This window comes from Flavobacterium sp. LM4 (assembly GCF_002017935.1).
Classification (GTDB): domain Bacteria; phylum Bacteroidota; class Bacteroidia; order Flavobacteriales; family Flavobacteriaceae; genus Flavobacterium; species Flavobacterium chungangense.
On sequence record NZ_MUFW01000001.1, the window covers coordinates 2,545,740 to 2,572,244 of the forward strand.

The 26,505-nt window shown below is 32.7% G+C and carries 26 protein-coding genes; 12 read left to right on the forward strand and 14 right to left on the reverse strand.

Going from position 1 to position 26,505, the window contains the following annotated elements; translation table 11 throughout:
- Positions 1-2 precede the first annotated feature (2 nt).
- The 7 genes from groES to miaB all read right to left on the reverse strand — a co-directional run bounded on the left by groES (position 3) and on the right by miaB (position 6,384).
- Positions 3-290 (reverse strand): co-chaperone GroES, encoded by a 288-nt coding sequence (gene groES, locus BXU10_RS11415; RefSeq protein WP_078227434.1) that lies wholly within the window; start codon positions 288-290, stop codon positions 3-5.
- A gap of 145 nt (positions 291-435) precedes the next feature.
- Positions 436-777, reverse strand: coding sequence for a preprotein translocase subunit SecG (gene secG / locus BXU10_RS11420; RefSeq protein ID WP_078227435.1), 342 nt, complete (start codon positions 775-777; stop codon positions 436-438).
- Between the two features lie 3 nt (positions 778-780).
- Complete coding sequence (locus tag BXU10_RS11425) at positions 781-2,424, reverse strand: tetratricopeptide repeat protein (protein WP_078227436.1); 1,644 nt, start codon at positions 2,422-2,424, stop codon at positions 781-783.
- 53 nt (positions 2,425-2,477) lie between these two features.
- On the reverse strand, positions 2,478-2,999 hold the full coding sequence (locus BXU10_RS11430) for an LptE family protein (protein WP_031454636.1): 522 nt from the start codon (positions 2,997-2,999) through the stop codon (positions 2,478-2,480).
- A 78-nt stretch (positions 3,000-3,077) separates the two neighbouring features.
- Complete coding sequence (locus BXU10_RS11435) at positions 3,078-4,337, reverse strand: sigma-54-dependent Fis family transcriptional regulator (RefSeq protein ID WP_078227437.1); 1,260 nt, start codon at positions 4,335-4,337, stop codon at positions 3,078-3,080.
- A 56-nt stretch (positions 4,338-4,393) separates the two neighbouring features.
- Complete coding sequence (locus tag BXU10_RS11440) at positions 4,394-4,915, reverse strand: YcxB family protein (protein ID WP_078227438.1); 522 nt, start codon at positions 4,913-4,915, stop codon at positions 4,394-4,396.
- 23 nt (positions 4,916-4,938) lie between these two features.
- Positions 4,939-6,384 (reverse strand): tRNA (N6-isopentenyl adenosine(37)-C2)-methylthiotransferase MiaB, encoded by a 1,446-nt coding sequence (gene miaB, locus BXU10_RS11445; protein WP_078227439.1) that lies wholly within the window; start codon positions 6,382-6,384, stop codon positions 4,939-4,941.
- Between the two features lie 378 nt (positions 6,385-6,762).
- Here miaB and BXU10_RS11450 point away from each other — a divergent pair, with 378 nt between their 5' ends.
- The 8 genes from BXU10_RS11450 (at position 6,763) to BXU10_RS11485 (ending at position 17,517) form a co-directional block, all read left to right on the forward strand.
- Positions 6,763-7,560 (forward strand): hypothetical protein, encoded by a 798-nt coding sequence (locus BXU10_RS11450; RefSeq protein WP_078227440.1) that lies wholly within the window; start codon positions 6,763-6,765, stop codon positions 7,558-7,560.
- A gap of 171 nt (positions 7,561-7,731) precedes the next feature.
- Positions 7,732-10,248 carry a type I DNA topoisomerase gene (gene topA, locus BXU10_RS11455; RefSeq protein WP_078227441.1) on the forward strand — a complete coding sequence of 839 codons (2,517 nt, stop codon included), beginning with the start codon at positions 7,732-7,734 and terminating at the stop codon, positions 10,246-10,248.
- 2 nt (positions 10,249-10,250) lie between these two features.
- Complete coding sequence (locus BXU10_RS11460; protein WP_078227442.1) at positions 10,251-11,402, forward strand: formimidoylglutamase; 1,152 nt, start codon at positions 10,251-10,253, stop codon at positions 11,400-11,402.
- Positions 11,403-11,663: 261 nt separating this feature from the next.
- The gene (gldK, locus tag BXU10_RS11465) at positions 11,664-13,064 is read left to right on the forward strand and encodes a gliding motility lipoprotein GldK (RefSeq protein WP_078227443.1); all 1,401 of its coding nucleotides are present in this window, start codon (positions 11,664-11,666) and stop codon (positions 13,062-13,064) included.
- Positions 13,065-13,119: 55 nt separating this feature from the next.
- A complete protein-coding gene (gene gldL, locus BXU10_RS11470) occupies positions 13,120-13,767 on the forward strand; it encodes a gliding motility protein GldL (protein ID WP_031454644.1) in 648 nt (215 codons plus the stop codon).
- Positions 13,768-13,818: 51 nt separating this feature from the next.
- Entirely contained in the window at positions 13,819-15,357 is a 1,539-nt protein-coding gene (gene gldM / locus BXU10_RS11475) for a gliding motility protein GldM (protein ID WP_031454645.1), read from the forward strand.
- A gap of 44 nt (positions 15,358-15,401) precedes the next feature.
- A complete protein-coding gene (gldN, locus tag BXU10_RS11480) occupies positions 15,402-16,391 on the forward strand; it encodes a gliding motility protein GldN (protein ID WP_078227444.1) in 990 nt (329 codons plus the stop codon).
- A gap of 76 nt (positions 16,392-16,467) precedes the next feature.
- Positions 16,468-17,517, forward strand: a complete 1,050-nt coding sequence (locus BXU10_RS11485) for an FAD-binding oxidoreductase (protein WP_078227445.1) — start codon at positions 16,468-16,470, stop codon at positions 17,515-17,517.
- Positions 17,518-17,644: 127 nt separating this feature from the next.
- Here BXU10_RS11485 and BXU10_RS11490 read toward each other — a convergent pair whose 3' ends face one another.
- On the reverse strand, positions 17,645-18,034 hold the full coding sequence (locus BXU10_RS11490) for a DUF983 domain-containing protein (protein WP_078227977.1): 390 nt from the start codon (positions 18,032-18,034) through the stop codon (positions 17,645-17,647).
- Between the two features lie 106 nt (positions 18,035-18,140).
- On the opposite strand from BXU10_RS11490, the gene BXU10_RS11495 reads away from it, so the two are divergent.
- The gene (locus tag BXU10_RS11495; RefSeq protein ID WP_078227446.1) at positions 18,141-20,054 is read left to right on the forward strand and encodes an ABC-F family ATP-binding cassette domain-containing protein; all 1,914 of its coding nucleotides are present in this window, start codon (positions 18,141-18,143) and stop codon (positions 20,052-20,054) included.
- A gap of 255 nt (positions 20,055-20,309) precedes the next feature.
- Here the strand turns inward: BXU10_RS11495 and BXU10_RS11500 are convergent, their stop codons facing one another.
- The gene (locus tag BXU10_RS11500) at positions 20,310-21,272 is read right to left on the reverse strand and encodes an App1 family protein (protein WP_078227447.1); all 963 of its coding nucleotides are present in this window, start codon (positions 21,270-21,272) and stop codon (positions 20,310-20,312) included.
- Between the two features lie 61 nt (positions 21,273-21,333).
- On the opposite strand from BXU10_RS11500, the gene BXU10_RS11505 reads away from it, so the two are divergent.
- The gene (locus tag BXU10_RS11505; RefSeq protein WP_078227448.1) at positions 21,334-22,203 is read left to right on the forward strand and encodes a diacylglycerol kinase family protein; all 870 of its coding nucleotides are present in this window, start codon (positions 21,334-21,336) and stop codon (positions 22,201-22,203) included.
- 10 nt (positions 22,204-22,213) lie between these two features.
- Here the strand turns inward: BXU10_RS11505 and BXU10_RS11510 are convergent, their stop codons facing one another.
- Both BXU10_RS11510 and BXU10_RS11515 read right to left on the reverse strand, forming a co-directional pair.
- Positions 22,214-23,359, reverse strand: coding sequence for a GNAT family N-acetyltransferase (locus BXU10_RS11510; protein ID WP_078227449.1), 1,146 nt, complete (start codon positions 23,357-23,359; stop codon positions 22,214-22,216).
- A gap of 122 nt (positions 23,360-23,481) precedes the next feature.
- On the reverse strand, positions 23,482-23,970 hold the full coding sequence (locus BXU10_RS11515) for a DUF1761 domain-containing protein (RefSeq protein WP_078227450.1): 489 nt from the start codon (positions 23,968-23,970) through the stop codon (positions 23,482-23,484).
- A gap of 186 nt (positions 23,971-24,156) precedes the next feature.
- Between BXU10_RS11515 and BXU10_RS11520 the strand changes: the two genes are divergently transcribed.
- Together BXU10_RS11520 and BXU10_RS11525 are read left to right on the forward strand one after the other, a co-directional pair.
- Positions 24,157-24,783 (forward strand): Two component regulator three Y domain protein, encoded by a 627-nt coding sequence (locus tag BXU10_RS11520; protein ID WP_223255420.1) that lies wholly within the window; start codon positions 24,157-24,159, stop codon positions 24,781-24,783.
- A gap of 218 nt (positions 24,784-25,001) precedes the next feature.
- Positions 25,002-25,307 carry a hypothetical protein gene (locus tag BXU10_RS11525; protein WP_078227452.1) on the forward strand — a complete coding sequence of 102 codons (306 nt, stop codon included), beginning with the start codon at positions 25,002-25,004 and terminating at the stop codon, positions 25,305-25,307.
- A 79-nt stretch (positions 25,308-25,386) separates the two neighbouring features.
- On the opposite strand, the gene BXU10_RS25250 is transcribed toward BXU10_RS11525, so the two are convergent.
- The 3 genes from BXU10_RS25250 to BXU10_RS11535 all read right to left on the reverse strand — a co-directional run bounded on the left by BXU10_RS25250 (position 25,387) and on the right by BXU10_RS11535 (position 26,297).
- Entirely contained in the window at positions 25,387-25,563 is a 177-nt protein-coding gene (locus BXU10_RS25250; RefSeq protein ID WP_223255421.1) for a hypothetical protein, read from the reverse strand.
- 143 nt (positions 25,564-25,706) lie between these two features.
- Positions 25,707-25,886, reverse strand: a complete 180-nt coding sequence (locus BXU10_RS25255) for a hypothetical protein (protein WP_223255422.1) — start codon at positions 25,884-25,886, stop codon at positions 25,707-25,709.
- An 18-nt stretch (positions 25,887-25,904) separates the two neighbouring features.
- Entirely contained in the window at positions 25,905-26,297 is a 393-nt protein-coding gene (locus BXU10_RS11535; RefSeq protein WP_078227453.1) for a hypothetical protein, read from the reverse strand.
- Between the last annotated feature and the right edge of the window lie 208 nt (positions 26,298-26,505).

Genomic DNA, 26,505 nt, shown 5'->3' on the forward strand with positions numbered 1-26,505 from the left:
ATTTATAGTAGTATTCCAAAAATTTCATTTTCCTTCATAATTAGATAATCTTTACCATCCCATTTTAATTCTGTTCCAGCAAATTTTCCAAATATTACGTTATCTCCAACTTTTACTGTTGGATTTTCATCTTTAATATCATCACCAACAGCAACTACAATTCCTTTTTGAGGTTTTTCTTTTGCAGTGTCTGGAATTATTATACCTGCTGCAGTTCTTGTTTCAGCAGGAGCAGGCTCAATGATAATTCTGTTTTGAGTTCCTCCTATAGGTTTAATGTTAAAAGCCATATTTTAAATTATTTAATATTATTTGTAATGATTCTCTATAGGTCAGAAACTGTGCCATCCTTTAAAATAGCGCCAAAACTGACATTTTTTCCTAAAAAAAATGCCAGCTTTGACAGGCTGGCATTTCATTTTTGTATTTAAATTATTATTTAGCTGCTGGAGTTGCCGGAGCAGGAGTTTGTTGAGCAGGAGCAGCAGGAGTATTAGCTGCGGGTGCTTCAGTTTTTTCAATAATTTTAGAGTCTGTTCCCCCTGAAATACTTGGGAAGCTTAAACTTGAAAGCAAGATTAAAGCAATCAAAATAGTAGCAAGCGTCCAGGTACTTCTGTCTAAAAAGTCAGTCGTTTTTTGTACTCCGCCTAACATTTGAGTTCCACTAATTGTAGACGATAATCCGCCTCCTTTAGGGTTTTGAACCATAATTACTACGATCAATAGAAAACAAACTATTGTGATTAAAACTAAAAAAATTGAAAATGTACTCATTACTTAATTATTGTTATTGTTATTTTGTTGTAAAATCTTTATATCCGATATGCGGTCTGCAAAGAAAGTAATTTTTTCTGGATATTTCAAAATTAATATTTCATATGCCTGTATTGCCTTTGTATATTTTTTTTGTTCCAAATAAACTCTGGCTAACGTCTCTGTCATTAAATAAGAGTTATCTTCTTTATGTGAGTCAGGTTGTACTGCCGGAGTTATTGCGGTTTGTTTGATTGGTGAAATTTTCGGATTCGCTTCTATGAATTTATTTATTATTTCTGCTTTTTTCTTTTTCTCTTCGTCCATTATTTCATTTTCGACTATGTTTTCAACTTCAATTTCTGTTTTTACTGCTTCTTTTGGACCTTCATTTGTTCTGTCAATTGGTTCCGGTCTTGCTAATTGCAGCCATTCCTGAAAAGAATGCTTTTCGCTAACAGAAAAATCCAATGGTTTTCCAATTTCCAGATTTTCTTCGGCAATTTTTACTGATTCCGGAACTTTAGTTTCTGTAGGTTCTTCAACAGCTTCTTCAAAGACAACTGTTGATGCATCTTGTAATGAAGTATATACAGATTCTTCAATTGATTCAACTCTTACTTCGGGAACTTCATCCTCTACAATTTCATCAAAAAAAGTTCGTGTTTGTTCCTTTATAACAGGTACTTCTTCAATAGCTGGAGTTACTTCTTTAAAAGAATCTAAAGTTGGTTGCTCAGTAATTGAGTCAGTTGGCTTTTCTTCAATTTTTAGAGGCTCTTCAACAGTGGTTGTTGTTATTTCTTTAAAAGAATCTAAAGTTGGTCGCTCAGTAATTGAATCGATTGACTCTTCTTCAATTTTTAGAGGCTCTTCAAAAGTAGTGGTTGTTATTTCTTTAAAAGAATCTAAAATTGGTTGCTCGGTAATTGAGTCAATTGGCTTTTCTTTAATTTTTAGAGGCTCTTCAAAAGTAATGTTTGTTACTTCTTTAAAAGAATCTAAAGTAGGTTGCTCAGTAATTGAGTCAATTGGTTTTTCTTTAATTTTTACAAGCTCTTCAAAAGTAATGTTTGTTACTTCTTTAAAAGAATCTAAAGTAGGTTGCTCAGTAATTGAGTCAATTGGTTTTTCTTTAATTTTTACAAGCTCTTCAAAAGTAACGTTTGTTACTTCTTTAAAAGAATCTAAAATCGATTGCTCAGTAATTGAATCAATTGGTTTTTCTTCAATTTTTGCAGCTTCTTCAAAAGTAGCGTTTGGGATAGTTGTAGCCTCTTTAATAGAATTTAAAATAGACTTCTCAATAGGATTAATATGAACTTCTGCCAGTTTTTTCTTTTCTTCCGCTAAGACAATTTCACTGTCAAAAACCGTTATGTTTAAAAGATCTCTAAGTTGACGGTCATAATATTCGCCTTGAATAGTCGTAAAAGTTTCAGAAGTAATAAAATCAAATAAAACAGAGCGGTCGGTTGTGTGGGCTGCTGTAACTTTTAAGGCATAATTATACTTAAAGCTATTTTTATTATAAAGCCCTTTTAATCGCAATGCACGGGCACTTTGAAAATACGGAAATTCATACAGAACATTTTCCAATGCTTCAGTATGCTTTTCTGTGATGGCATCAGGCTTATTTATTAAGTATGTATAATTAGTTACATTCATTATTTTAACCTAGTTATTGTTGTTTAATTGTTAATAAAACCGATTAAGCAATTTTACCATTTAGCTAATGATTCATTAAAGATATCCTGGGTAATTCTTTCAAAAATATCTCTGATGGCTTCATTTAAGACTGATCCTACAAGTTGAGATTGCGCCGGATAGTCATGATAAAATTCGAATGTTTTTTCAAAATCATCAGTTTCTTTCTTTCTATTTGAAAAACGAACCATTACACGAATCGTTAAACGGTTTTGGGAAGCTGTTGCATCACCATTTGTAGTCACAGCACTTGCACTCATTGGAGTAATTCGGTAATCTGTAATTTCACCTTCATAAAGCAAATCACCATTTGAGCTTACTAAATTTAAATTAGTCTGATTCATGATTAAATCCTGTAAAGCCAATGTGAACTCTCTGTCGATTCCAGGTTCAATCAAATCAGCGTTATTCTGAAAAAAGTTTACCTGAAATGTTTTGCCTTCAATTGGAGAAGCGCCCGTAAAGTTATATTTTACAGTACAACCGCTCAGTGTTAAAAGACTGATTAGGGCTAATAGAGAATATATTTTTTTCATAAAGTTTTGAATGAAATTCTAATTTTGTTCAAATATACTAATTTGGAATTTGCAATTTAATTTTTGGAATTGATTAGTTTATAAGTCAAATTGTTTGATTTTTCGGTATAAAGTTCGCTCAGAAATACCTAATTCATCAGCCGCAGCTTTTCGCTTACCTTTGTTTTTTTCTAGTGATTTTTTGATCATTTCGATTTCTTTTTGTTCTAAACGTAAAATCTCTTCTTCTTCAATCGTTTCAGCGTCTAAATAGTTGTTGTCGTCTGGTATATGATAATTATCTTCATGCGCTGCCGGCGTCATAACCGCTGTCCTTGGTTCTTCTTCAAAATCTATTTCACTGTCGTTTTCCTGTGAGCCATAAATTTTCTGAATTAAATTTGGATTGATGTCCTGAACTTTTGAAGACCCATTTTTCATTAATTCTAAAGTGAGTTTTTTTAAATCATTTAAATCACTTTTCATATCAAAAAGCACTTTATACAAAATGTCTCTTTCGGTACTAAAGTCACTTTCTTTTTTACTGTCGTTAATTACAGAAGGCAGATTGCTGCCTTCAGCAGGCAAATAAGATTTTAAGGTTGCAAGTGTAATATCGCGATTGGTTTCTAAAACCGAAATCTGTTCAGCAACATTTCGAAGCTGACGAATATTTCCGCTCCATCTGAATTTTTGCAAAAGCTGTACAGCATCATCATCTAATCGTAATGGAGGCATTTTATATTTGTGTGCAAAATCGGCAACAAATTTCCTGAACAATAAATGAATGTCGTCGTTTCTTTCTCTTAAAGGAGGTAAAGTAATTTCTACTGTGCTTAAACGATAGTACAAATCTTCACGAAATTTTCCTTTTTCGATTGCGTTAAATAGATTTACATTGGTGGCTGCAACAATTCTCACATTCGTTTTCTGAACTTGTGAAGAACCTACTTTTATAAATTCGCCATTTTCAAGTACACGAAGTAAACGAACCTGAGTTGTCAGAGGCAATTCGCCAACTTCATCAAGAAAAATGGTCCCGCCGTTGGCTACTTCAAAATAACCTTCACGTGTACTTGTAGCACCTGTAAAAGCTCCTTTTTCATGCCCGAAAAGTTCACTGTCAATGGTTCCTTCCGGAATAGCGCCACAGTTTACAGCAATATATTTACCATGTTTTCTGTGAGAAAGCGAATGAATTATTCTTGGAATATTTTCTTTACCAACACCACTTTCTCCGGTTACCATTACCGAAATATCAGTAGGTGCAACCTGAATGGCTTTTTCAATGGCGCGATTTAATTTTGGGTCATTCCCAATAATCTCAAATCGTTGTTTTATTGCTTGAACTGTTTCCATTTTTTTGTTTCAAGTTTTATTGGTTTCAAGCTTCAAGTTCTTTGCAGACTTAAATCTTATTTTTTTAAACTTTTTTTTATATCGATTGAATTAAAAAGATGTTTTAATTCATTGTATTGATTGTCTTTTAAATCTTCTTTAATAATAGGTAAAGCAGAGGTTTTATTTAGATAGATCAAAAACCATTTATCGGTTTCTTTGATTTGAAAAGATTCTTTCCAAAGATTTAACATTTTAAAACTTTCGCCCTCTTGTGTGAACGTCTCTCTATTGAAAGTTATTTTTTGGAGCTCTAAGTTTTTTTTGTTTTTAAGAATGTTTTTTTTAATACTGGAAATAGTCAGAAAATAAATGGCTAACCAAACTATAATAACTATTCCGAAAGGAATAAAATCCAGAAAATTCCACTCTAAATTAGTTTCAGATTGCGTGGTTGATAAAATAGCATTTTGTATAATAACAAAAAAGAAAATAAACATAATCCACTTTACAAACCCCATCCTGAAAAGCAGGTATTTAGAAACTTTAACCAATGTATCTACGTTAGGCTTGTATTCAATAATAATTTCTTTTTCCATTCTTAATTTATAACTTAAAATGATTAATTCATTTCAGAATACCCAACCGCTTCACCTTTCAAAGTTCCACTAGTACAACTTGTGATTTTTACGTTTACGAAATCCCCAATTTTGTAATTTTCTTTAGGGAAAACAACTGTAATGCTTTGAGAATTTCTTCCTGAGAATTCTTCTTTAGATTTCTTAGAAACTTTTTCTACTAACACTTCAACAGTTTTACCTACGAATTCTTCGCTTCTAAACCAGGCGTGTTTTTGTTGTAAATCAACAATTTCCTGTAATCTTCTTGCTTTGGTTTCTTCCTCAACATCATCTTTCATTTTTCTTCCCGCAAGAGTTCCGGGACGTTCAGAATACGAGTACATATACCCAAAGTTATATTTTACATATTCCATCAAACTCATAGTGTCTTGGTGATCTTCTTCGGTTTCTGTTGGGAAACCGGCAATCATATCTTGTGAGATTGAAGCATCGGGAACAATCGCTCTAATTTTATCAATCAGTGCCATATATTCCTCGCGAGAATGCAAACGATTCATTTCTTTTAAAATTCTGTTGCTTCCTGACTGAACTGGTAGGTGAATATGTTTACAGATATTTGGATATTTTGCAATAACGTGCAAAATACTCTCATGCATATCCTGCGGATTAGAAGTCGAAAAACGAATACGCATTTTTGGGAAACCGACAGCAACCATTTCAAGCAACTGGTCAAAATCTACCGCAGTCGCTTTTTGCATTTCAGAAGCATTTACAAAATCCTTTTTTAAACCACCACCATACCAAAGGTAACTGTCAACATTTTGTCCAAGAAGTGTAATTTCTTTAAAGCCTTTACTCCACAAATCCTGAATTTCAGTCATAATACTTTGCGGTTCACGACTGCGCTCGCGTCCGCGTGTAAAAGGAACAACACAAAATGTACACATATTATCACAACCACGGGTAATTGAAACCAAAGCTGTAATTCCGTTACTCATCAAACGAACAGGCGAGATATCTCCGTACGTTTCTTCTTTTGATAAAATTACATTAATGGCGTCACGTCCTTCTTCAACTTCTGCTAATAAATTCGGAAGATCTTTGTAGGCATCGGGACCAACAACAAGATCTACTATTTTTTCTTCTTCCAGAAACTGACTTTTCAACCGCTCGGCCATACATCCCAAAACGCCCACTTTCATTTTTGGATTAATACGTTTTACCGCATTGTATTTTTCAAGACGTTTACGGATAGTTTGTTCGGCTTTGTCGCGAATTGAGCAAGTGTTAACCAAAACAAGATCTGCTTCTTCTAAAACCGAAGTAGTGTTGTAACCACCGTCAGATAAAATCGAAGCTACGACTTCGCTGTCCGAAAAATTCATCGCACAACCGTAACTTTCTATAAATAGTTTTTTAGTATTCTCAGGCTTATTTTCTAAAACAAGACTTTCGCCCTGTTTGCTTTCTTCAATAATCTTTTCCATTGTAAAATTTCAAAGTGCAAAGATAACGCAAATACCATCAATATGACAAGATGTCAGATAAAGAATTAACAATGTTTTCAGAATCATTCGGCAACATTGTTTTGTAAATACATTTTACAAATTGCATTTTATTAGGAGCTATTTCCGGCTTTCCGTTTCAAGTCCTCATTAAAAAAGCAAAGTTTCTAATGTTTTAAAAAGAGCTTCCGCCGGTCGCTTTTTTAAAACAGGAAACTTTTGCTTTTTTAACTCCGGGCTTTACACTTCAATCCGGGCTATGGCATTCGGTTTCGGAAGAAATATGTGTTTGAAATTAAGTAATTTGGAAATACTTATAAGAGGCTATATCTTTGTGAATTAACATAAAATCACGTACAAATGAATGAAAATGTATTAAGAAAAGAGAGAGAAAATGTGTTTAAAATTAATCACTATTATTATTTAGTAGAATCTTGTTTAAAAGGATTTGGTGACAATTATGTTCCAGTTAGGGTTCTTGAAATGAATCAGAAATCTATAAAATTTCTTGATTTATTAGAAAATAAAGAATATGATAAGGAATTAAATAATAGTTGCTTAACTCAATTTAGGAGTTTTTACCCTTCTAGCTATTTATTTGAAAAAATAGGTTTCTCAAAGTTAGAATCAAATCCTTTTAATATAAATGAAATTTATGTAGTTAGTTGTTATGAAAATGACAACAATTATATAATTCATTTTATTAAGAGAGTAAGTAAAGGTTTTATTATAAAAAAGAAAGAAGAGTTTTATGATTTAAATTTAGAAGAATTGAAAAAGGTAGGAGAAGCTTTTACTGATATAAAATTAGAATATAATAAATATCATTTTTTTGAAAATCCGACTTTAGATTTTAATAATTTATTACCATTTAAGGAATTGCGTTGTGATAAAAGAGTAAAAGTGCTTATGAATAAAATGAATACGAATGAATATGTTGTTTTTTTTAACGAAGAAAGTCTAATTCATAAAAAATATCTTTTATATAAAACAAGTCAGCCAAGTGAAATTAAAAGATTGGAAGATTTAAAAAAAATGAAAGGTGAAGAAATAAGGAGTGTAGGATATTTATTGAAAAAAATATTTAATATAGAAGATTTTAAAATTATAGATAAATACGTTTTAGAAACTTTTGAAACTTCTCGAATCAGGAAATAATAAGTACATTTCTCGGTCATGAACTCTTAAAAACCATACCTATATATATAATCAATCTGTTTATAGACAAATCTGCAATTTTTAGAATCATATTGTCAAAATACTTCAAAAATGAATTATCAGGGTTGATATTTAAAAAAAACTTCTACTTTTGTTGCAGAAAAATAGACTATGGCAAAGAATTTAGTAATAGTGGAGTCACCTGCAAAAGCGAAAACAATCGAGAAATTTCTCGGTAGCGATTTTCAGGTGGAGTCAAGTTATGGACACATAGCGGACTTGCCTTCCAAGGAAATAGGAGTAGATGTAGAAAATGGTTTTAAACCTAAATACGAAGTTTCTTCTGACAAAAAAGCCTTAGTAAGCAAGCTTAAAACACTATCTAAAAATGCCGAAATGGTTTGGTTGGCAAGTGATGAGGACCGCGAAGGAGAAGCTATTTCATGGCACTTGGCGGAAGAATTAAAACTAGATACTAAGAAAACCAAAAGAATTGTTTTTCACGAAATTACCAAAAGTGCAATTCTTAAAGCGATCGATAATCCAAGAGAAATTGATTATAATTTAGTAAACGCCCAGCAGGCACGCCGTGTTTTAGATCGTTTGGTAGGTTACGAATTGTCTCCGGTTTTGTGGAGAAAAATTAAAGGAGGACTTTCTGCCGGACGTGTGCAATCTGTTTCTGTGCGTTTGATTGTAGAGAGAGAACGCGAAATTCAAAGTTTTAATGCAGTTGCCAGTTATTCAGTTGTAGCAGAATTTGTAAACGAAGCAGGAAAAGCTTTCAAAGCCAAATTGCCAAAAAATTTCAATACAAAAAAAGAAGCCGAAGATTTTTTAAACAAAAACATCGGGTCAAAATATAAGGTAGCCGATTTAGAAACTAAACCTACCAAAAAATCTCCAACAGCACCATTTACAACTTCGACACTTCAACAGGAAGCAGCGAGAAAATTGTATTTGCCAGTAGGAATCACCATGCAGCTTGCACAGCGTTTGTATGAGGCCGGACTTATTACTTATATGAGAACGGATAGTGTGAACCTTTCAAAAGATGCAATGGATGCTGCTGAAGCTGAAATCATAAAATCATACGGGAAAGAGTTTTCAAAACCGAGAACTTTCGCTAACAAAAGCAAAGGTGCACAAGAAGCGCACGAGGCAATTCGTCCGACAGATATGTCACGTCATACGGTAAACATAGATCGTGATCAGGCTCGTTTATATGATTTGATCTGGAAAAGAACATTGGCGTCTCAAATGAGTGATGCACAATTAGAAAGAACAAACGTGAAAATTGAAGCTAATAATCATAGTGAAATCTTTACGGCTTCTGGAGAAGTTTTGCTTTTTGAAGGTTTTCTTAAAGTATATCTTGAAGGGCATGATGATGACGAGGAAGAACAAGAAGGAATGTTGCCAGCTTTAAAAGTGAATGAAAAATTAGCCAATAACTACATCACGGCAACAGAAAGATATTCAAGACCGCCGGCAAGATATACTGAGGCTTCTTTGGTTAAAAAGTTAGAAGAATTAGGAATCGGGCGCCCGTCTACATATGCACCAACTATTTCTACTATTATCAATAGAAATTATGTAGAAAAAGGAACTCTTGAAGGTCAGGAACGTAATTATACACAACTTACTTTGCAGGCTGATAAAGTAGGAGAGAAATTGCTTAAAGAAAATACAGGTTCTGATAAAGGGAAGTTGGTTCCCACAGATATCGGAACAATTGTTACTGATTTCTTAGTTAAGAATTTCGGAAATATCCTTGATTATAATTTCACGGCAAAAGTAGAGCAGGATTTTGACGAAATTGCTGAAGGGAATATTGACTGGGCAACCATGATGCAGGAATTCTATGATAAGTTTCATCCAAATGTCAAAGATGTTGAAGCAAATGCGGAAAGAGAAAGCGGTGAAAGAATTCTGGGTAAAGATGCAGATGGAAGACAAGTATCTGTTCGTTTAGGAAAATTTGGTCCAATGGCTCAAATTGGAGAAGCAGATGATGAAGATAAGAAGTTTGCCAGTTTAATGGCGGATCAAAATATTGGAAATATTACTTTGGAAGAAGCTTTGAATTTATTTTTATTGCCTAAAAACTTAGGAGAGTATAAAGGAGAAGAAGTTGAGGTAAGTAATGGACGTTATGGGCCTTATGTACGTCATGGAAGTGTATTTATTTCGTTGCCAAGAGGTGAAGATCCTCTTGCTGTTACCAAAGAAAGAGCTCAGGAATTAATTGATGAAAAAGCTCTTGCAGATGCACCTATTGCTGTTTATAAAGGAGAAGCAGTTCAAAAAGGTGTGGGGCGTTTTGGGCCGTTCATCAAATGGAATGGTCTTTTTGTAAATGTGAGTAAAAAATACAATTTTGATAATTTATCACAAACGGATGTTGAGGAATTGATTGAAGATAAATTACAGAAAAACATTGACAAAGTGCTTCACAATTGGGAAGACGAAGGAATTCTGGTTGAAAAAGCACGTTGGGGACGTTCTGTTATAACAAAAGGTAAAATCAAAATTGAATTAAGTAAAGATGTTGATGCAACAAAATTAACATTGGCTCAGGTTCAGGAAATGATTGCTGCTAAAACGCCGGCAAAGAAAACGCCTGCAAAAAAAGCAACAACAGCAAAGAAAGCTCCGGCTAAAAAAACAGCTGCTAAAAAGAAATAAAAATGGAATTTGATTTTCTGGAACCAGTTAGCGAAGGAGTTTTAAAATTCATTAGTTCTTTATCTTCTCAAGAATTAGGTAGTAAAATTGTTTTGCATACTCAGGATCAGTTTCCTGAGATTAGCAAGATTAATATAGCTATTGTTGGTGTTTTAGAAGATCGTAGAAATATTGATATTGTTAATGAAGTTAATCTTACAGCAGTTCGTAAAAAACTTTATAGCATGTTTCCTGGTAACTGGGATGCATCTATTGCTGACTTAGGAGATATTTTGGCAGGCGAGTCAGTAGATGATACTTATTTTGCACTAAAAAAAGTAACTTCAGCATTAATAAAAAATAAAGTGATTCCGATAGTTCTGGGAGGTTCACAGGATTTGACCTATGCTTTGTACCGTGCTTATGATGATTTGGAGCAAATGGTTAATATGGTTTCTGTGGATAACAGATTTGATTTTGGTAAAGAAGATGAAACGGTTTCGTCTAATTCTTACCTGACAAAAATCATAATTGATGAGCCTAATAATCTTTTTAACTATTGTAATATTGGTTATCAAACCTATTATAATTCTCAGGAAGAAATTGATTTGATCGAAAAGTTGTTTTTTGATGCTTATCGTTTAGGTGAAATTTCCAACAATATATCTTTAGCAGAACCAGTTTTTAGAGATGCGGATTTAGTTAGTATTGATTTGAATTCGGTAAAGTCTTCGGATTCTGGAAACACAGTTTCTTTTGAACCTAATGGTTTTAATGGGAAAGAGATTTGTTCCTTAGCGCGTTATGCGGGAATTAGTGATAAGGTTTCATCATTTGGAATTTTTAATCATAATAGTACTGTACATGAATCGGCTATGATTGCTCAAATAATTTGGTATTTTGTTGAAGGTTATCATTATCGTTCTAAAGAATATCCTTTTGGAAGCAGAACAAATTACTTAAAGTATATTGTTCCGCTTGAAAATGAAGAGTTGATTTTTTACAAAAGTGACAAGACAGACCGTTGGTGGATTGAAATCCCTTCCTTGTCAAATGGACACAATAAATTGAAAAGAAATACGTTGTTACCTTGTTCTTATGACGAGTATTTGTGTGCTTGTAATCAGGAACTGCCGGAAAGGTGGTGGAAAGCGCAACGAAAAAATGCTTTATAATCAGTTTTTTTGTTGAAAATCTTAATTTTTAGATTTTATGAATGTTTTATTTTGTCTGTTTTAGTAAAAATCGAAGTGTAAAACATAAAATTTAACGTTTTATGGTGATTATTTCAAACACTTAATCATCAAAATATTTTTTTTTTATTTTTTTTAACATTAATTTTGACCGCTGAAATAAATATAGATATAGTATTGTTTTTTTAAAAAATAATAAATACGTTTACGACTTATAATAATGAATAGAAATCCCAAATTTATATGAAGAAGTTTATTGCATTTGCGACAATGTTAACATTAGTAATTGGCTGTGGTAAATCCGGTGATAAAGGCGAATTAGTTGGTGTGCAAGGAGGAAAATGGCATCCTGAAAAGCCTTATGGAATGACTTTGGTTCCAGGTGGATCTTTTATCATGGGTAAAACCGATGGTGATTTAGCTGCAGTAGAAGACGCTCCTACAAAAACAGTAACGGTTCGTTCATTTTATATGGATGAAACAGAAATTACAAATTCAGAATACCGTCAGTTTGTCGAATGGGTAAAAGATTCTACAATGCGAGTACGTTTAGCTATTTTAGCAGACGAAACCGGACAAAAATCAGCAGCTGGTACAACGGGTAAAGGTAAAAATGCCGGTAGTATTGCAGATTATGCATTTAATGATTCAGAGCCGGATAAAATGACGGCTTATGATAAATATATGTACGATAATTATTATAGTGTAGGAACAAAAGATGATCCTTATGCTGGTAGAAAATTAAATAAGAAGGTTAAGTTAATAAGAGATACAAAAGCTTATCCGGATGAGTATTATACTGAGGTAATGGATTCTATGTATTTGCCAATTGAAGAATCATATAATGGTTTAAGAACAATTGATGTAAATAAATTGAAATTCCGTTATTCATGGATGGATATTCAGGCTGCTGCTAAAGCTAAAGTTGGTAAGAGAAAAGATTTCGTGAAAACTGAAGAAGTGCCAATTTATCCTGATACAGCTGTTTGGATTAAAGATTTTGCTTATTCATACAATGAGCCAATGCATAATGATTATTTCTGGCATAAAGCATATGGAGATTACCCTGTAGTTGGTGTAACTTGGAAACAAGCTAAAGCTTTCTGTGCATGGAGAACTTTAAATAAAAACAGTTACATTAAATCAAAGAAAAAAGGACGTGACTTAGTTAATGCTTTCAGGTTGCCAACAGAGGCAGAATGGGAGTATGCGGCAAGAGGAGGTTTAGAATCTGCAACTTATCCTTGGGGTGGTCCATATACCAGAAGTGATAGAGGATGTTTCTTAGCTAACTTCAAGCCAAGCAGAGGTGATTATGCTGCTGATGAAGCTTTGTATACAGTTGAGGCTAAATCATATGAAATGAATGGTTATGGTTTGTATAATATGGCGGGGAATGTTTCGGAGTGGACAGATTCAGCTTACAATCCAAATGCCTATGAGTATGTTTCTACAATGAATCCAAACGTGATTGATGGAAATAATCAAAGAAAAGTTGTTCGTGGAGGTTCCTGGAAAGATGTTGCTTACTTTTTACAAGTAGGAACTCGTGACCATGAATATGCAGATTCTGCAAGAAGTTATATCGGTTTCAGAACCGTTCAGGATTATATGGGGACTCAAGTTACCGGAAGTAAAAAGTAAATTAAATTCAATTCAATAACCAAATCTATTTAAAACCTAAAAAAAGAGTATTATTATGGCATTATTAAGTAAAAAAGCAATGAATTTCGCTTATGGTATGGGAGCGGCAGTAGTAATTATTGGAGCATTATTCAAAATTACTCACTTTGAGATTGGACCTTTAACAGGTACATTGATGCTTTCAGTAGGATTAGTAACAGAGGCGTTAATTTTTGCACTATCGGCTTTCGAACCTGTAGAAGATGAATTAGACTGGACTCTTGTGTATCCTGAATTGGCAAATGGTCAGGCTAAAAAGAAAGCTGATAAAGTTGAAACACCATCTGATGCCCAAGGATTGTTGTCTCAAAAATTAGATGTAATGCTTAAAGAAGCTAAAATTGACGGAGAATTAATGTCAAGTTTAGGAAACAGTATTAAGAATTTTGAAGGAGCTGCTAAAGCAATTTCTCCAACTGTAGATTCTATTGCGTCAACAAAAAAATACAGTGAAGAACTGTCTATGGCTGCTGCTCAAATGGAATCATTAAACAGTTTGTACAAAGTTCAATTAGAAAGTGCTGCAAGAAATGCTGATGCTAATAAAGAAATTGCTGAGAATGCATCTAAATTAAAAGAGCAAATGCAATCAATGACTGCGAATATTGCTTCTTTAAATAATGTTTATGGTGGTATGCTTTCTGCAATGAGTAACAAAGGATAATTAGTTTTTAACTATATATTAAATTTATTAATAAAAACTAATTAGAAAAAAATGGCAGGAGGAAAATTAACCCCTAGACAGAAGATGATTAACCTGATGTATCTGGTTTTCATCGCAATGTTAGCAATGAATATGTCCAAAGAAGTTTTGTCTGCTTTTGGATTAATGAATGAAAAGTTTGAAAGTGCGAATACGTCATCTGAGCAATCAAATGCCGGTTTATTATCGTCATTAGATCAAAAAGCTGCTGAAGCAAAAGGAGAATTCGCAGCGGCAGCAGTAACAGCTCATAAAGTTGAAACAGCTTCAAAAGAATTTTATGCCTATATCGGTGGTTTAAAAGGTGATGTTTTAAAAGGTTTTGAAACGGATAAAGAAACTGGTAAATTACCTTATGAAGCAATGGATAAAGGTGATAATATCGATAACTGGTTTACAGGTGAAGGTTATACTGCTAAAGGAAATGATATTATTTCTAAAATTGAAAAGTATAAAGCTGATATGAAAGCCGCTTTATCTGATAAAAAGTATGCTGCAATTGTTGCTGAGATTGAAAAGAAATTTGATGTTTCAGATGTTAAAAACAAAGAAGGCTTAAAAGATAAATATTTAGCTTATCATTTTAAAGGTTTTCCAGCAGTTGCTTCTTTGGCTAAACTTTCAGCTTGGCAAAATGACGTTCAAAAAGCAGAAACTGATGTTTATAACAGTGCTTTAGGAAAGGCTGCAGTAGCTGCTGCTTCTTACAGCAACTACCAGGCAATTGTTGTTTTGGATAAAAATGCTTATTTCCAAGGTGAAAAAGTAACAGGTAAAGTAGTTTTAGGTCGTTATGATGAAAATACAAAACCTACTTCATTTCAAGGTCCTGGACAAATTGTTAATGGACAGGCAGTTATTTCATTAACTGCAGGAGGTGTTGGAGAGCAGGATATTAATGGACAGTTTACATTCTTAGAAGATGGTAAAAATATCCCTTTAAAATTTGCTGGTAAATATGTAGTAGTTCCAAGACCAAATTCAGCTACAATCTCTGCTGATAAGATGAATGTTGTCTACAGAGGTGTTGTTAACCCAATTTCTGTTTCATTTGCAGGAGTTGACGCTAACAAGATTGTTGCAAGTGCTCCTGGATTAAATTCTGCTGGTAAACCAGGTAAATATAACATGAGTCCTGGTTCAGGTACAGAAGCTACAATTTCTGTTACAGGAACATTGCCAAACGGAGATAAAGTTACAGATAAGAAAACATTTAGAATTAAAGGTATTCCTGGTCCAACAGGTACAATTAGAGGAGAAATGGGTGTTGTTAAAGGGCCTAAATCTAACTTAGAAATTGCTACAATTGGCGCTAAATTACAAGATTTTGATTTCGAGGTTGGTTTAGATGTAGTTGGATTTAATTTAAAAATTACCGGACAGCCTACTGTTGTGGTTAACGGTAACAGATTAAATGCACAGTGTAAATCAGTTCTTTCAAAAGCAGGTAAAGGAGATCAGGTTACTATTTCTGAAATTAAAACAAAACTTGTTGGGGCTGGAAGTTATTTATTACCAAGAACTGCTCCGGTAATTTACGAAATACAATAATAAAGTAGGTAAAACTACGTTCAATATCTTATAATGATATCATGATGAAAGTAAGAAATTTTTTAATAGCTATTATTTCTATCGCAGGGGTATTTGCTTCTAATGCGCAATCTAATTTGCTTAATGCAAAAACACCTGATCAGATAGGACTTAAAACTCCTGCACAGCTTATCTCAGATAATGACAAGCCTTTGGCTTATGGTTACGTAGATGATAGAGATGTATTAATGGGGAAAACTACTTGGGAAATTATTGATTTGAATGAAAAAATCAACTTTCCTTTATATTTTCCTGTAGATACGGCAAATATTGGTTCTGATAGACGTTCTCTTTATGATGTTTTGACGAAAGCTATGAAAAATGGCAAAATAACTGAAGTTTATTCTGATAGTTATTTCAATACTAAAAAATCTTTGAAAGACATCGAAGGATCATTATCACGTATTGATACAACTGATGCTGGTAGAGAACTAATCAACCAATATCCAGATGATTACAAGGCACATGTTGTTAAGAAAAAAGTAGTTACTGGTACTGGTAAAAAGAAAGTAGTTACTTATGTTGACGAAACTGTTGGGCCTACAAGAACTGTTCCTTCTGAGTATATTTTGAAACAGGATCTTACTGCTGCTGATGTTTCTCAGTATAAAATAAAAGGATACTGGTATTTTGACAAACGTCAAAGTGAGTTGAAATATCGTTTACTGGGAATTTGCCCGGTAACTCCTGATGTTTACACTATGAACAGTGATGAAAAGGATTATATTGAATTGTTTTGGATTTTTTATCCAAATTCAAGAGCGGCTTTACATGAGGCAAAAGCTTTTAACGATACCAATTCAGCTCTTCCAATATCATTCGATCAAATCTTAAATTCAAGACGCTTCAATGCGGTTGTGTATAAAGAAGAAAACTTGTATGGAGATCGTGAGATTAAGGAATACATGAAGGATAATGCACAAAATCAATTGTTAGAGTCTGAAAGAGTAAAAGAGAAGATTCGTAACTTTGAACAAGATATGTGGAACTACTAAGTATTCAAATTACATTATAACAAAAAACTCTTACTACCTTTGTAGTAAGAGTTTTTTATTTATTTAAAAATTTATCATGATTGATTACCTGATTATTGGATCTGGATTAGCTGGCATATCTTTTACAGAAATAGCCCTCGCAAATAACAAAAAAATTTTAGTAATTAATGATAAGTCGCAAAAATCATCCAGAATAGCTGGAGGGTTGTATAATCCTGTAATTCTAAAACGTTTTAGCGAGGTTTGGAAAGCAGAAGAACAATTAGTTATATTGGATTATTTTTACAATCAGGTTGAAACGAAGTTGCAAACAAAGTTTAATTTTAAACTTCCAATTCTTAGAAAGTTCTTTTCTATAGAAGAACAAAATAATTGGTTTTCAGCTTCTGATAAACCTTTTTTAGCACCTTTTCTTTCGACTAAATTAATTCATAAAAAATACAATGGAATTGAATCTCCACACGATTTTGGTGAGGTCTTGCATACCGGTTATGTTGACACAGCACTTTTATTAGATAAATATCAGGAGTATTTAATGATGAATAATTTACTCATTGAAGAGACATTTGACTATCATAGACTGATTTTTAATGAAGATTTTGTTCAGTACAAAGATTATCAGGCCCGTAATATAATTTTTGCGGAAGGATACGGGATGCTTGCGAATCCATTTTTCAATGATTTGCCCCTTGATGGCACCAAAGGGGAGCTGTTTATTATTAAAGCTCCGGAACTGGATTTGGATATAATTGTGAATACCAGCGTCTTTATTTTACCATTAGGGAATGGATTTTTTAAAGTAGGAGCTACATATAATTGGAAAGACAAAACTGATATACCTACAGATGAAGGAAAGAGAGAACTACTTGAAAGAATTCAGGAAATATTAAACTGCGATTTCGAAATTTTTTCACATTTTGCAGGTGTAAGGCCTACAGTACGAGACAGGAGACCCCTGATTGGGACTCATTATAAGCATCAACAGCTACATCTTCTAAACGGATTAGGAACCCGTGGTGTTATGCTTGGACCTGCAATGGCAAAAGATTTATTTGATTATATCGAAAATCAAAAACCGTTAGATCCAACAATTGATATTTATCGTTTTTACAAAAAAAGAAAGTGATTTTTATTCTTGGATATAAAATATTCTTTTAAAAGGATGGCTAGTTCATAAAAATGGAAATCCTTTTAATTCAGGGTTCGGTTCAAAATATTACAGATATAGGAAGAAACTGTTTTGAAATTTTAAATTATTTATTTTTTGAGCTTGTTGAAGGATCATACGAAACAAACATATTGATGTAAATGTTTCTTGATAATCTTAAAATAAATGGAAGCAGAAGAATTAAGGTTACAATTATAGATATAAATGCGTAACCAATACTAGCTCCAAAAATCACAAAAGAAACGATAAAAGCTAGAATTCCAACAGCTACATTTAGTCCATAACTTACATACATTGCTCCATAAAAAAATGAAGGTTCTAATTGGTATTTTAATCCACAATGGCTACATTTTTCGTTCATTTTTAGAACTTTAGCCAGGTTTAGCGGATTTTTGTCGGAATACATGCTCTCATTTTGGCATTTTGGACAACTTCCTGTTAAAATACTATTTAATTTCGATCCTTTTTTTAACATTTGCAAAAAATTTAGTTTACCATTATTTAGGTGAAGCAAATTTACAATTTTCATTCTCTGTTTAAGGTATCAAAACTTGAAACTTTAAACATTAAACAATAATTTAATGCTTAATATACACAATCTTTCGGTTTCTTTTGGAGGAACTTATTTATTTGAAGAAGTTACTTTTCGTTTGGGTGCCGGTGACCGCGTAGGTCTTGTTGGTAAAAACGGAGCGGGTAAATCGACAATGCTTAAAATGCTGGCAGGAGATTTTAAACCTGATTCTGGAGTTATTTCTCAGGAAAAAGATATTCGTATGGGGTTTTTACGTCAGGATATTGATTTTGAACAAGGGAGAACTGTTTTGGAAGAAGCTTATGAAGCCTTTACTGAAATTAAGATTGTTGAAAAAAAGCTGGAGGAAATTAATCATTTGCTGGTTACCAGAACTGATTATGAAAGTGAAGAATATAGCCAGATTATTGAGGATCTTTCTGATTACACACATCGTTTTGAACTTTTGGGAGGTTACAATTATGTAGGAGATACAGAAAAAATCCTTTTGGGGTTAGGTTTCAAAAGAGAAGTTTTTAATAATCAGACCGAAACATTTTCCGGAGGCTGGAGAATGCGTATAGAGCTTGCTAAGCTTCTCTTGCAATCAAATGATGTTCTATTGCTGGATGAGCCTACCAATCACTTAGATATCGAGAGTATCATCTGGTTAGAAAGTTTTCTTCGTAATTATCCTGGAGTTGTGGTAATCGTATCGCACGATAAAATGTTCCTGGATAATGTGACCAACCGTACCATCGAAATTTCATTAGGAAAAGCATACGATTTTAATAAACCGTATTCACAATATTTAGAATTGCGTCATGAAATTCGCGAAAAGCAATTGGCTACTCAAAAGAACCAGGCCAAAAAGATTGAAGAAACAGAAAAATTAATCGAGAAATTCCGAGCGAAAGCTTCAAAAGCTTCGATGGCGCAATCGTTGATTAAAAAATTAGATAAAGTAGAAAGAATCGAAGTTGACGAAGATGACAATTCGGTAATGAATATCTCTTTCCCAGTTTCAAAAGAGCCTGGAAAAGTGGTAATCGAAGCTGAAAATGTTACAAAAGCCTACGGAGATAAAACGATTCTGAAAGATATTAGTTTATTGGTAGAAAGAGGAAGCAAAATTGCCTTTGTTGGTCAAAACGGACAAGGAAAATCGACTTTCATTAAAGCATTAGTAAACGAATTTGAATACCAGGGAAATATTAAATTAGGACATAATGTTCAATTAGGATATTTTGCTCAAAATCAGGCTGAATATTTAGACGGAGAAATTACGTTGCTTCAAACGATGGAAGATGCGGCAACCGATACTAACCGTATGAAAGTCCGTGATATGCTAGGTTCGTTTTTGTTTCGTGGAGATGATGTTGAGAAAAAAGTAAAAGTACTTTCCGGAGGTGAGCGTAACCGATTGGCACTTTGTAAATTATTGTTACAGCCAATCAACGTATTGTTGATGGATGAACCTACAAACCACTTAGACATTAAATCTAAGAATGTACTTAAAGCAGCGCTTCAAAAATTTGGCGGTACATTATTACTTGTTTCTCACGACAGAGATTTTCTTCAGGGAATGTCAAATATCGTTTATGAGTTTAAAGATCAAAAAATCAGAGAATATTTAGGAGATATCAACTTTTTTCTGGAACAGCGCAATCTCGAAAACATGCGTGAAGTAGAGAAAAAAGATGTTGTTAAAACAGCAGCTCCAAAAGAAAACAATAAAACTTCATACGAAGACCAGAAAAAAGGGAAAGCTTTGCAAAATCGCTTAAGTAAAGTCGAAAGTCAAATCAAACAATTGGAAAAAGATATTCAGCACGATGACAAAATGCTGGCTTCAAACTACGATAAGCATATCGAGGACGCCTCTTTTTTTACCGCATACAACAAAAAGAAAACAGATCTGGATCAGTTGCTTCTCGATTGGGAAATCGTTCAGGAGGAAATTGATAATTTTAACGCTTAATATAATTTTCGGGAGCTAATCTGGCTTTCCGTTACATCCCGATAGCTATCGGGACACAAAACCCTGATTTTTCTAAATCATAAAACAAGCTTCCGCTGGCTGCTACTTTTTGGTAAGAAAAATCAGAGTTTTTAGTTGCGTGGCTTTCCACTTCAAATGAAATTCACTGAACTCCGATTAAAATAAAAATTTAGTGAAGTAATCCGGGCTACAATAAATCAATTAAAAATGGTTGTTTTGATAACAACACACAAATCACTTAATAATCTCAATAGATTTTGAATGCATAATCGCTTCACTGCTTTCTTTAAAATAGCAGGCAGAAACATCAAGTGATTCTAAATTTTTCATAATTTTTTTGACTTCCTTTTTTTGAGTTTTTCCGGTTTGTCTTATATAAACCGCAATCACAGTAACCGGGAATATTTTGCAGATTTGCTCATATAAAAAAGGATCATGCTGTGAATCATCTCCCAATAATACATATTTAAGATTCGGATAGAACTCCAAAACATGTTTGATCTTATCAAATTTATGATTGTGGTCACCGCGTCCGCTCATGAAAAAATCAGTAATGCCACGCTTAATATCCTTCAATAAAATAACAGCTCGTGGCAATTGATGTATTTTGGTAAATTTTACGATAAACTGGTACAAATTCCATTCGCTGCTTGAAATGTAAAAAAAAGCATTTTGTTCATCTTTATTGTTTCTTCCTGCAGAACTTAAGGCCTGATAATGCTGAACAACATCTTTAAAAACTTTTCTGTCATTTACATTTTTGAATAATAGGATATAAATTTTTCTGAAAATGTTTTTTGTATGTGAAATCAAAAAAGTATCGTCAATATCAGATATGATTCCCAGATTTCCATCATGAGGTCTTATAAAACTCCCTTTGGAAGTAATTGTTTCTGTTTTATATTTAATGCTGACTTGATATTCCATCCATCCAAAATGAAATTCTTTTTCAAGTGGAATACAAAATTTGAAATAACCATCATCCAACGTTTTGGTATGGATTTCTTTTTCTCCAAATTTTAGGTAAACATCAAAATTTTGAATGGTTTTTATCCTGAACTGATTAATAATTGAACGTGCATTTTTTAAGTTTTTCTTCTGGAAATCATATTCATACGTTCTCTTAAAAACATGCCCCATCACAATTAACTCTTGTTCATTTGCATAACCACGATATAATTGTAGAATTGGTTTCATTAATTACGTATATTTATGTAACTGTAATTTAATTAATTTAATTGGTTTTAAGAATAAAATTTTGAAAAAGAACATCCTATTTGTTGTAAATCCAATTTCCGGAGATTTGGATAAATCAGATTTAATCGAGGCTGTAAGCGAATTTGCGGCTACAAATCATTTTGATTTAGAAGTGTATGAAACTACCGGAAAAAATGATTCGAAAGAAATACAATTATTCTACAATCAATATTTACCAGAACGAATTGTGGTTGCTGGAGGCGACGGTACTATTAAAATGGTAGCCGAAGCGATGGAACAGCACGATGTCATTATTGGTATTTTGCCAGCCGGTTCCGCAAATGGCCTTTCAGTCGATTTAAATTTGCCTTCAACAATAGAAGAAAATCTGAAAATTGCCTTTTTGAACCATTACATCGAAATGGATATGATTTGCATTAACGGCAAAAAGAGTATTCATTTAAGCGATTTAGGGTTAAATGCAGATTTGGTAAAGAATTATGAAGAAAGCGATGTACGTGGTTTTTGGGGCTATGCTTTGCAGGCATTTACAACCCTGACAGAATCAAACGAACCATTTGTTGCAACAATTTCAGCAAATAAAAAAACAGTTGAACATACGGCAAGAATGATCGTAATTGCCAATTCTCAAAAATACGGGACAGGTGTAACTATTAACCCAAATGGCTCCATGAATGATGGTAAATTTGAATTGGTTATCCTGAAAAACCTTGATTTACTTTTAATCGGGAAAATAATTACCGGCAACATGCCTATCGATTCTGAGGATGTTGTTATTATTTCAACAGACAAAGCTACGATAGAAACCGATTATCCTGTAAGTTTTCAGATTGATGGCGAATATTGCGGAGCCCAGACATCGTTGAAGATCCATATTTTGCATAAGCAAATGAAAATTGCAATTCCTTAAAAAGGAAGGGTTATTTAAAAGGATTTCGTTCCTGCCAGTCGGTTTTAGGCTCCAGATAATTAAAAAAGCGTGCAATGTTGTGATTTATCAAAGCATTGCTATGCGTAATTAAACCATACATTTTTACAGGTTTCGCTCCCACAGAACTTTTTATTTCAAGGGCGGTTCGGGCGAAAACAATACTTTCAAAACCTTTTTTAATTGAATACCCAATCATATCGTAAAGCATATTTAAATACAGCATCTTTTCGCGTTGTACACTTTCGTCATAACCTAAAAAATACGTGTTCATTACATTTCCGTTTTTTATCAATGTGTTGAAACCTATTAGTTTTTCATCTAAAAAGTATCCATACAATAAAAAATCATCTTTCATGATTTCTTTAAAAAAGCTAAAGTGATTCCGGGCAAGAAAAAAGGTGTTAAAAGGAGCATTTTTCGCCACATGAAAATATAACTCATAAATAACATCTTCATATTGTCGAATATCAGCCAAAGACATTTTTTGTTTTACGATTCTTTCCGATTTTTTTCGGGCGCGTTTGTACTGATCCCGATATTTTTTTGACAAAGCATCAATATAATCCTGTTCAGTCTTCCAGTTTTTATTGATTTCAAAAATCATATTGGGCTGTGTGGAAAACGTATAATTGTTTTTGAATTCAGCCTGTAATGGTTTTATTTCTTTAGCTGTAAAATCTTTTATACTGGTAATGTGAACTTTTTTTCCGCTCGATTTTAAATCCTTTTTCAGCTGACTAATCGCTTTGTGGAGTGTTTTAATTGCTTTTGATTGTCTTACGTTTTTATCAAAAGCAAAAGCATTTTGTCCGGTCAGCATATTGTTGCCTACAAAAAGTACATGCGAAGCGAAATTTTTAAGGGCAAAATTCCGAACAGAAGTTTTTAAACATTTATCCCGCTCTCCGAATGATTCCAGTTTTTCGGCAAATAAAAATTGGGTCAGCGCAATTCCAACAAGTTTTTCTTCTTCAAAGAATCCGATGAAATGGCAAGTCATGTTTACCGGACAGGAATTTTCGAGTACTTCGAGATATTCACGTGTCAAAAAAATGTTTTCTACAGCAAGCGAGTTCCATGCAAAAGGCAACAGTGACGCGCTTTTATATATTTGGAAAGAATAGATTGTATTCAAGTGTGTGTGCTAATTTCTTCAAAATTAGATAATATTTACAATAACTTATTTGCTTTAAGTTATTATTAAGAAAATCCGTTTGAATTTGGATTTCAAACGGATTTTGAAATTTATGATTTTTATTAGGCGTATGCGCAAACAATTCCGCCCATAATGGTAAGTATAACGATCCAGTATCCTGCATGAACAAAGATGTATTTCCATGATTTTCTTTCGAATAAACCATTGATTCCAATAACAGGAAATGCGAAAAATAAACCGGCCATAAAACCATGAAGCGCTCCATGTTTAAATGTTCTGTATGCAGTTCCGTAATCGGCCATGAAAGCGTGAAATGACGGTTTTGCGCTTTCTATCATGGGTGGTCCGCCGATCATTCCCAGAGCACCAGACTGGTGAATTGTAAACGACATTAGAGCCATAGAAATCAGTACAGAGAAAATATAAGTAAATCCAAATATTTTAAGCATATTGCCTTTTTTGAGATCATCTTCGGTAAAATTATTTTCTCTCATCCAGATTTTTCCAAAAACTTTTGGATTGTACCAGATAAATCCGATTACAAGTGTAACAACTGCAGCAGCCAAAAAGGTGATAAAGTTAATTTTCATGATTTTAGGTTTTATAATTAGTTAATCAAATTTACTTAAAAATTCAGCTTGAAAGGTTTTTATTTAAGGATTAAAAAGGCCGTTTTTACTTATTAACACTTTATCGACATTGCTTGTCTTAAAGGTTTAAAAAATATAATTTTGCAGAAAATCTCCAGACCTTAATCTATGCGAAAAATTTGTTTTTTGTTTTTAGTATTTGCTTTGTCAAATTCAGTTTTTGCAGATACGGTTTCTGATAAAGAAAAGGACGCTCTGATTAAAATATATCATGCGACAAATGGAGGGGAATGGAAAGTAAAATGGGATTTAACCTCATCAGTTTCTGCTTGGTTTGGTGTTGAAATTAATAATGGAAAAGTGGTTGGACTTAATTTGTCCAATAATAATTTGAAAGGCGAATTGCCTTCGGCTATTGGAAGTTTAAAGCATCTGGAAATACTGGCACTTTTTGATAATCAGATAGGAGGAGCATTGCCGGATTCTTTATATGAAATTTCAAATTTGAAAGTGCTGCTTTTGAATAATAATAAATTCTCAGGAAGTCTTAGCTATAAAATAAGAAATTTTAATGTTTTAGAAAATCTGAGTTTGTTTGACAACAGTTTTGAAGGCGAAATTCCAAAGGAACTTGAAAACCTGAATCATTTGTCTGAAATGAATCTTTCGTACAATAGATTCAAAGGTTCTGTTTCAAAAAAGCTCACTTTGCTGGACGCTTTAAACATGACCATGTTTGATCAGAAAGGAAATCCGTTTTTACTGGATGTAAATGAAGAAAAAGAAATTATAAATAATAGTACCGTAAATTAATCTTGCTTATGAATGAATTTTACTCGTGAAAAAAGTTGATTAATATTTTTAGTTAATTGTGAAAAAACCGTAATTCTTTACGGTTTTTTTATGCTAAAAAAATAATAATTTAATACCTCTAATTTTACGTTTTTGCTTTTTTTTCATAACTTTAATTATTGAATTCAAAATGCAGTTCAAATCAGCTAAAATAAATTTTAATCTTTAATAATAACGTCATGGTAATACATTATCAGGGTAAACAACACGGAAACAATACGAAATTCACCATCAGAATAATTGGTAACAACCTTTCAAGAAGCAGTTCAAATTATCAGATAGATTTGCTGGTAGGTGATAAACAATTGCCATTATTTACATCCGAAATTCATCAGAGTTTATCGAATTGCCTGAAAGAAATTTATCTTTTCAGAAAACATAACGGAATCACTTTTGAAGAATCTTCAGAAAAAATAGAGACTTTATTAGTGCCTTACGATAAGGTTCTATACGATTATAATAAGTATGCTTTGTTTAGAGCTTAAGCATTAAACCAAAAAGACTGCTAATTTAGCAGTCTTTTTGGTTTAATATAAAATTCAATTAAATGAAATTTAGATGTAATTATTTATAGCCAGGATAAAAAGGAAAATTATACGCCCCATTTTTTATTCTATAAACGATGTCTTCGTGATTCATAATTAATCCTATTTCCGCTTTTTGATTTTCTCCTGTTAATTTACCGACAGAAGTAAATTTTTTATCATTTATTTTCCACACATACCAGTTGTTAGAAACCATATATTCTCTAGGTTTTTTACCTAAATCACTTGTGCCTCTAATAATATATGATCTGTCTTTCCTATCTCATCGTTATGGTTGTATTTTTCCCAAAAGCCTAATTTTAAACCAATTTTTGTTACGCAATGGGCATAAAACTCAACTTATCCGTTGACTATTTCCAATACATCAGGACTTGAATTTATAGGATATTCGTTTTTGAAAGCACGTATAACATCGCTGTTTAATTGTGTTAAATCAAGTGCAATCAATTGAAAACATTTTTTACTATTCTCGCTTATCTTAACCGAAAAAATGTCTCCTATTTTTGTGTGTGTTTTCAAAATCATTTAAGATCTACATTAATACTCTATCGATTTTATCAAACCAGTCCAGTCTTGTTTGAATGTATCTAAATCAAAATTTTTAAACTTATATTTTGCAATAATTTCAGGAACTTCCTTAATTAATTTTTCAAAAACGATTCTATTTCTCTCTTCCTGAGTAATTTTCAGGAACAAATCAAAGTCAAGCATAATATCCATATATAATGCCTTTTCTTTTTTTATAAAACGAATGCGTTGTTTGAAATTATATTCAGTATGACGACACATTAAAACAATAAAAATATCATTAAGATCAGTGCCATAATCTTTTAAATAAAAAAAATCTTTAAATTCTCTCTGAGGGATTAAAGATAGAGTGTCACTAACTTTTGTTTCCCACCAACTATCTGCAGTTATTCCAAAGTCCATATTTATTATTTTATCATTTTATTACCGAAAGGTAAATATCCGTTTTGTTCTATATAATTTTCATTTTTTCTAATTGTAATGCCTCCATTAAAGTGCCTCTAAATTCAGGGAAGTACTCAACCCCATGTTCACCAATATTTTTTAAATATTTTTGGGAATATCTCTTAAAAGGATTAAAGTTCTTGGTAGTACCAATTTTCCAAATATC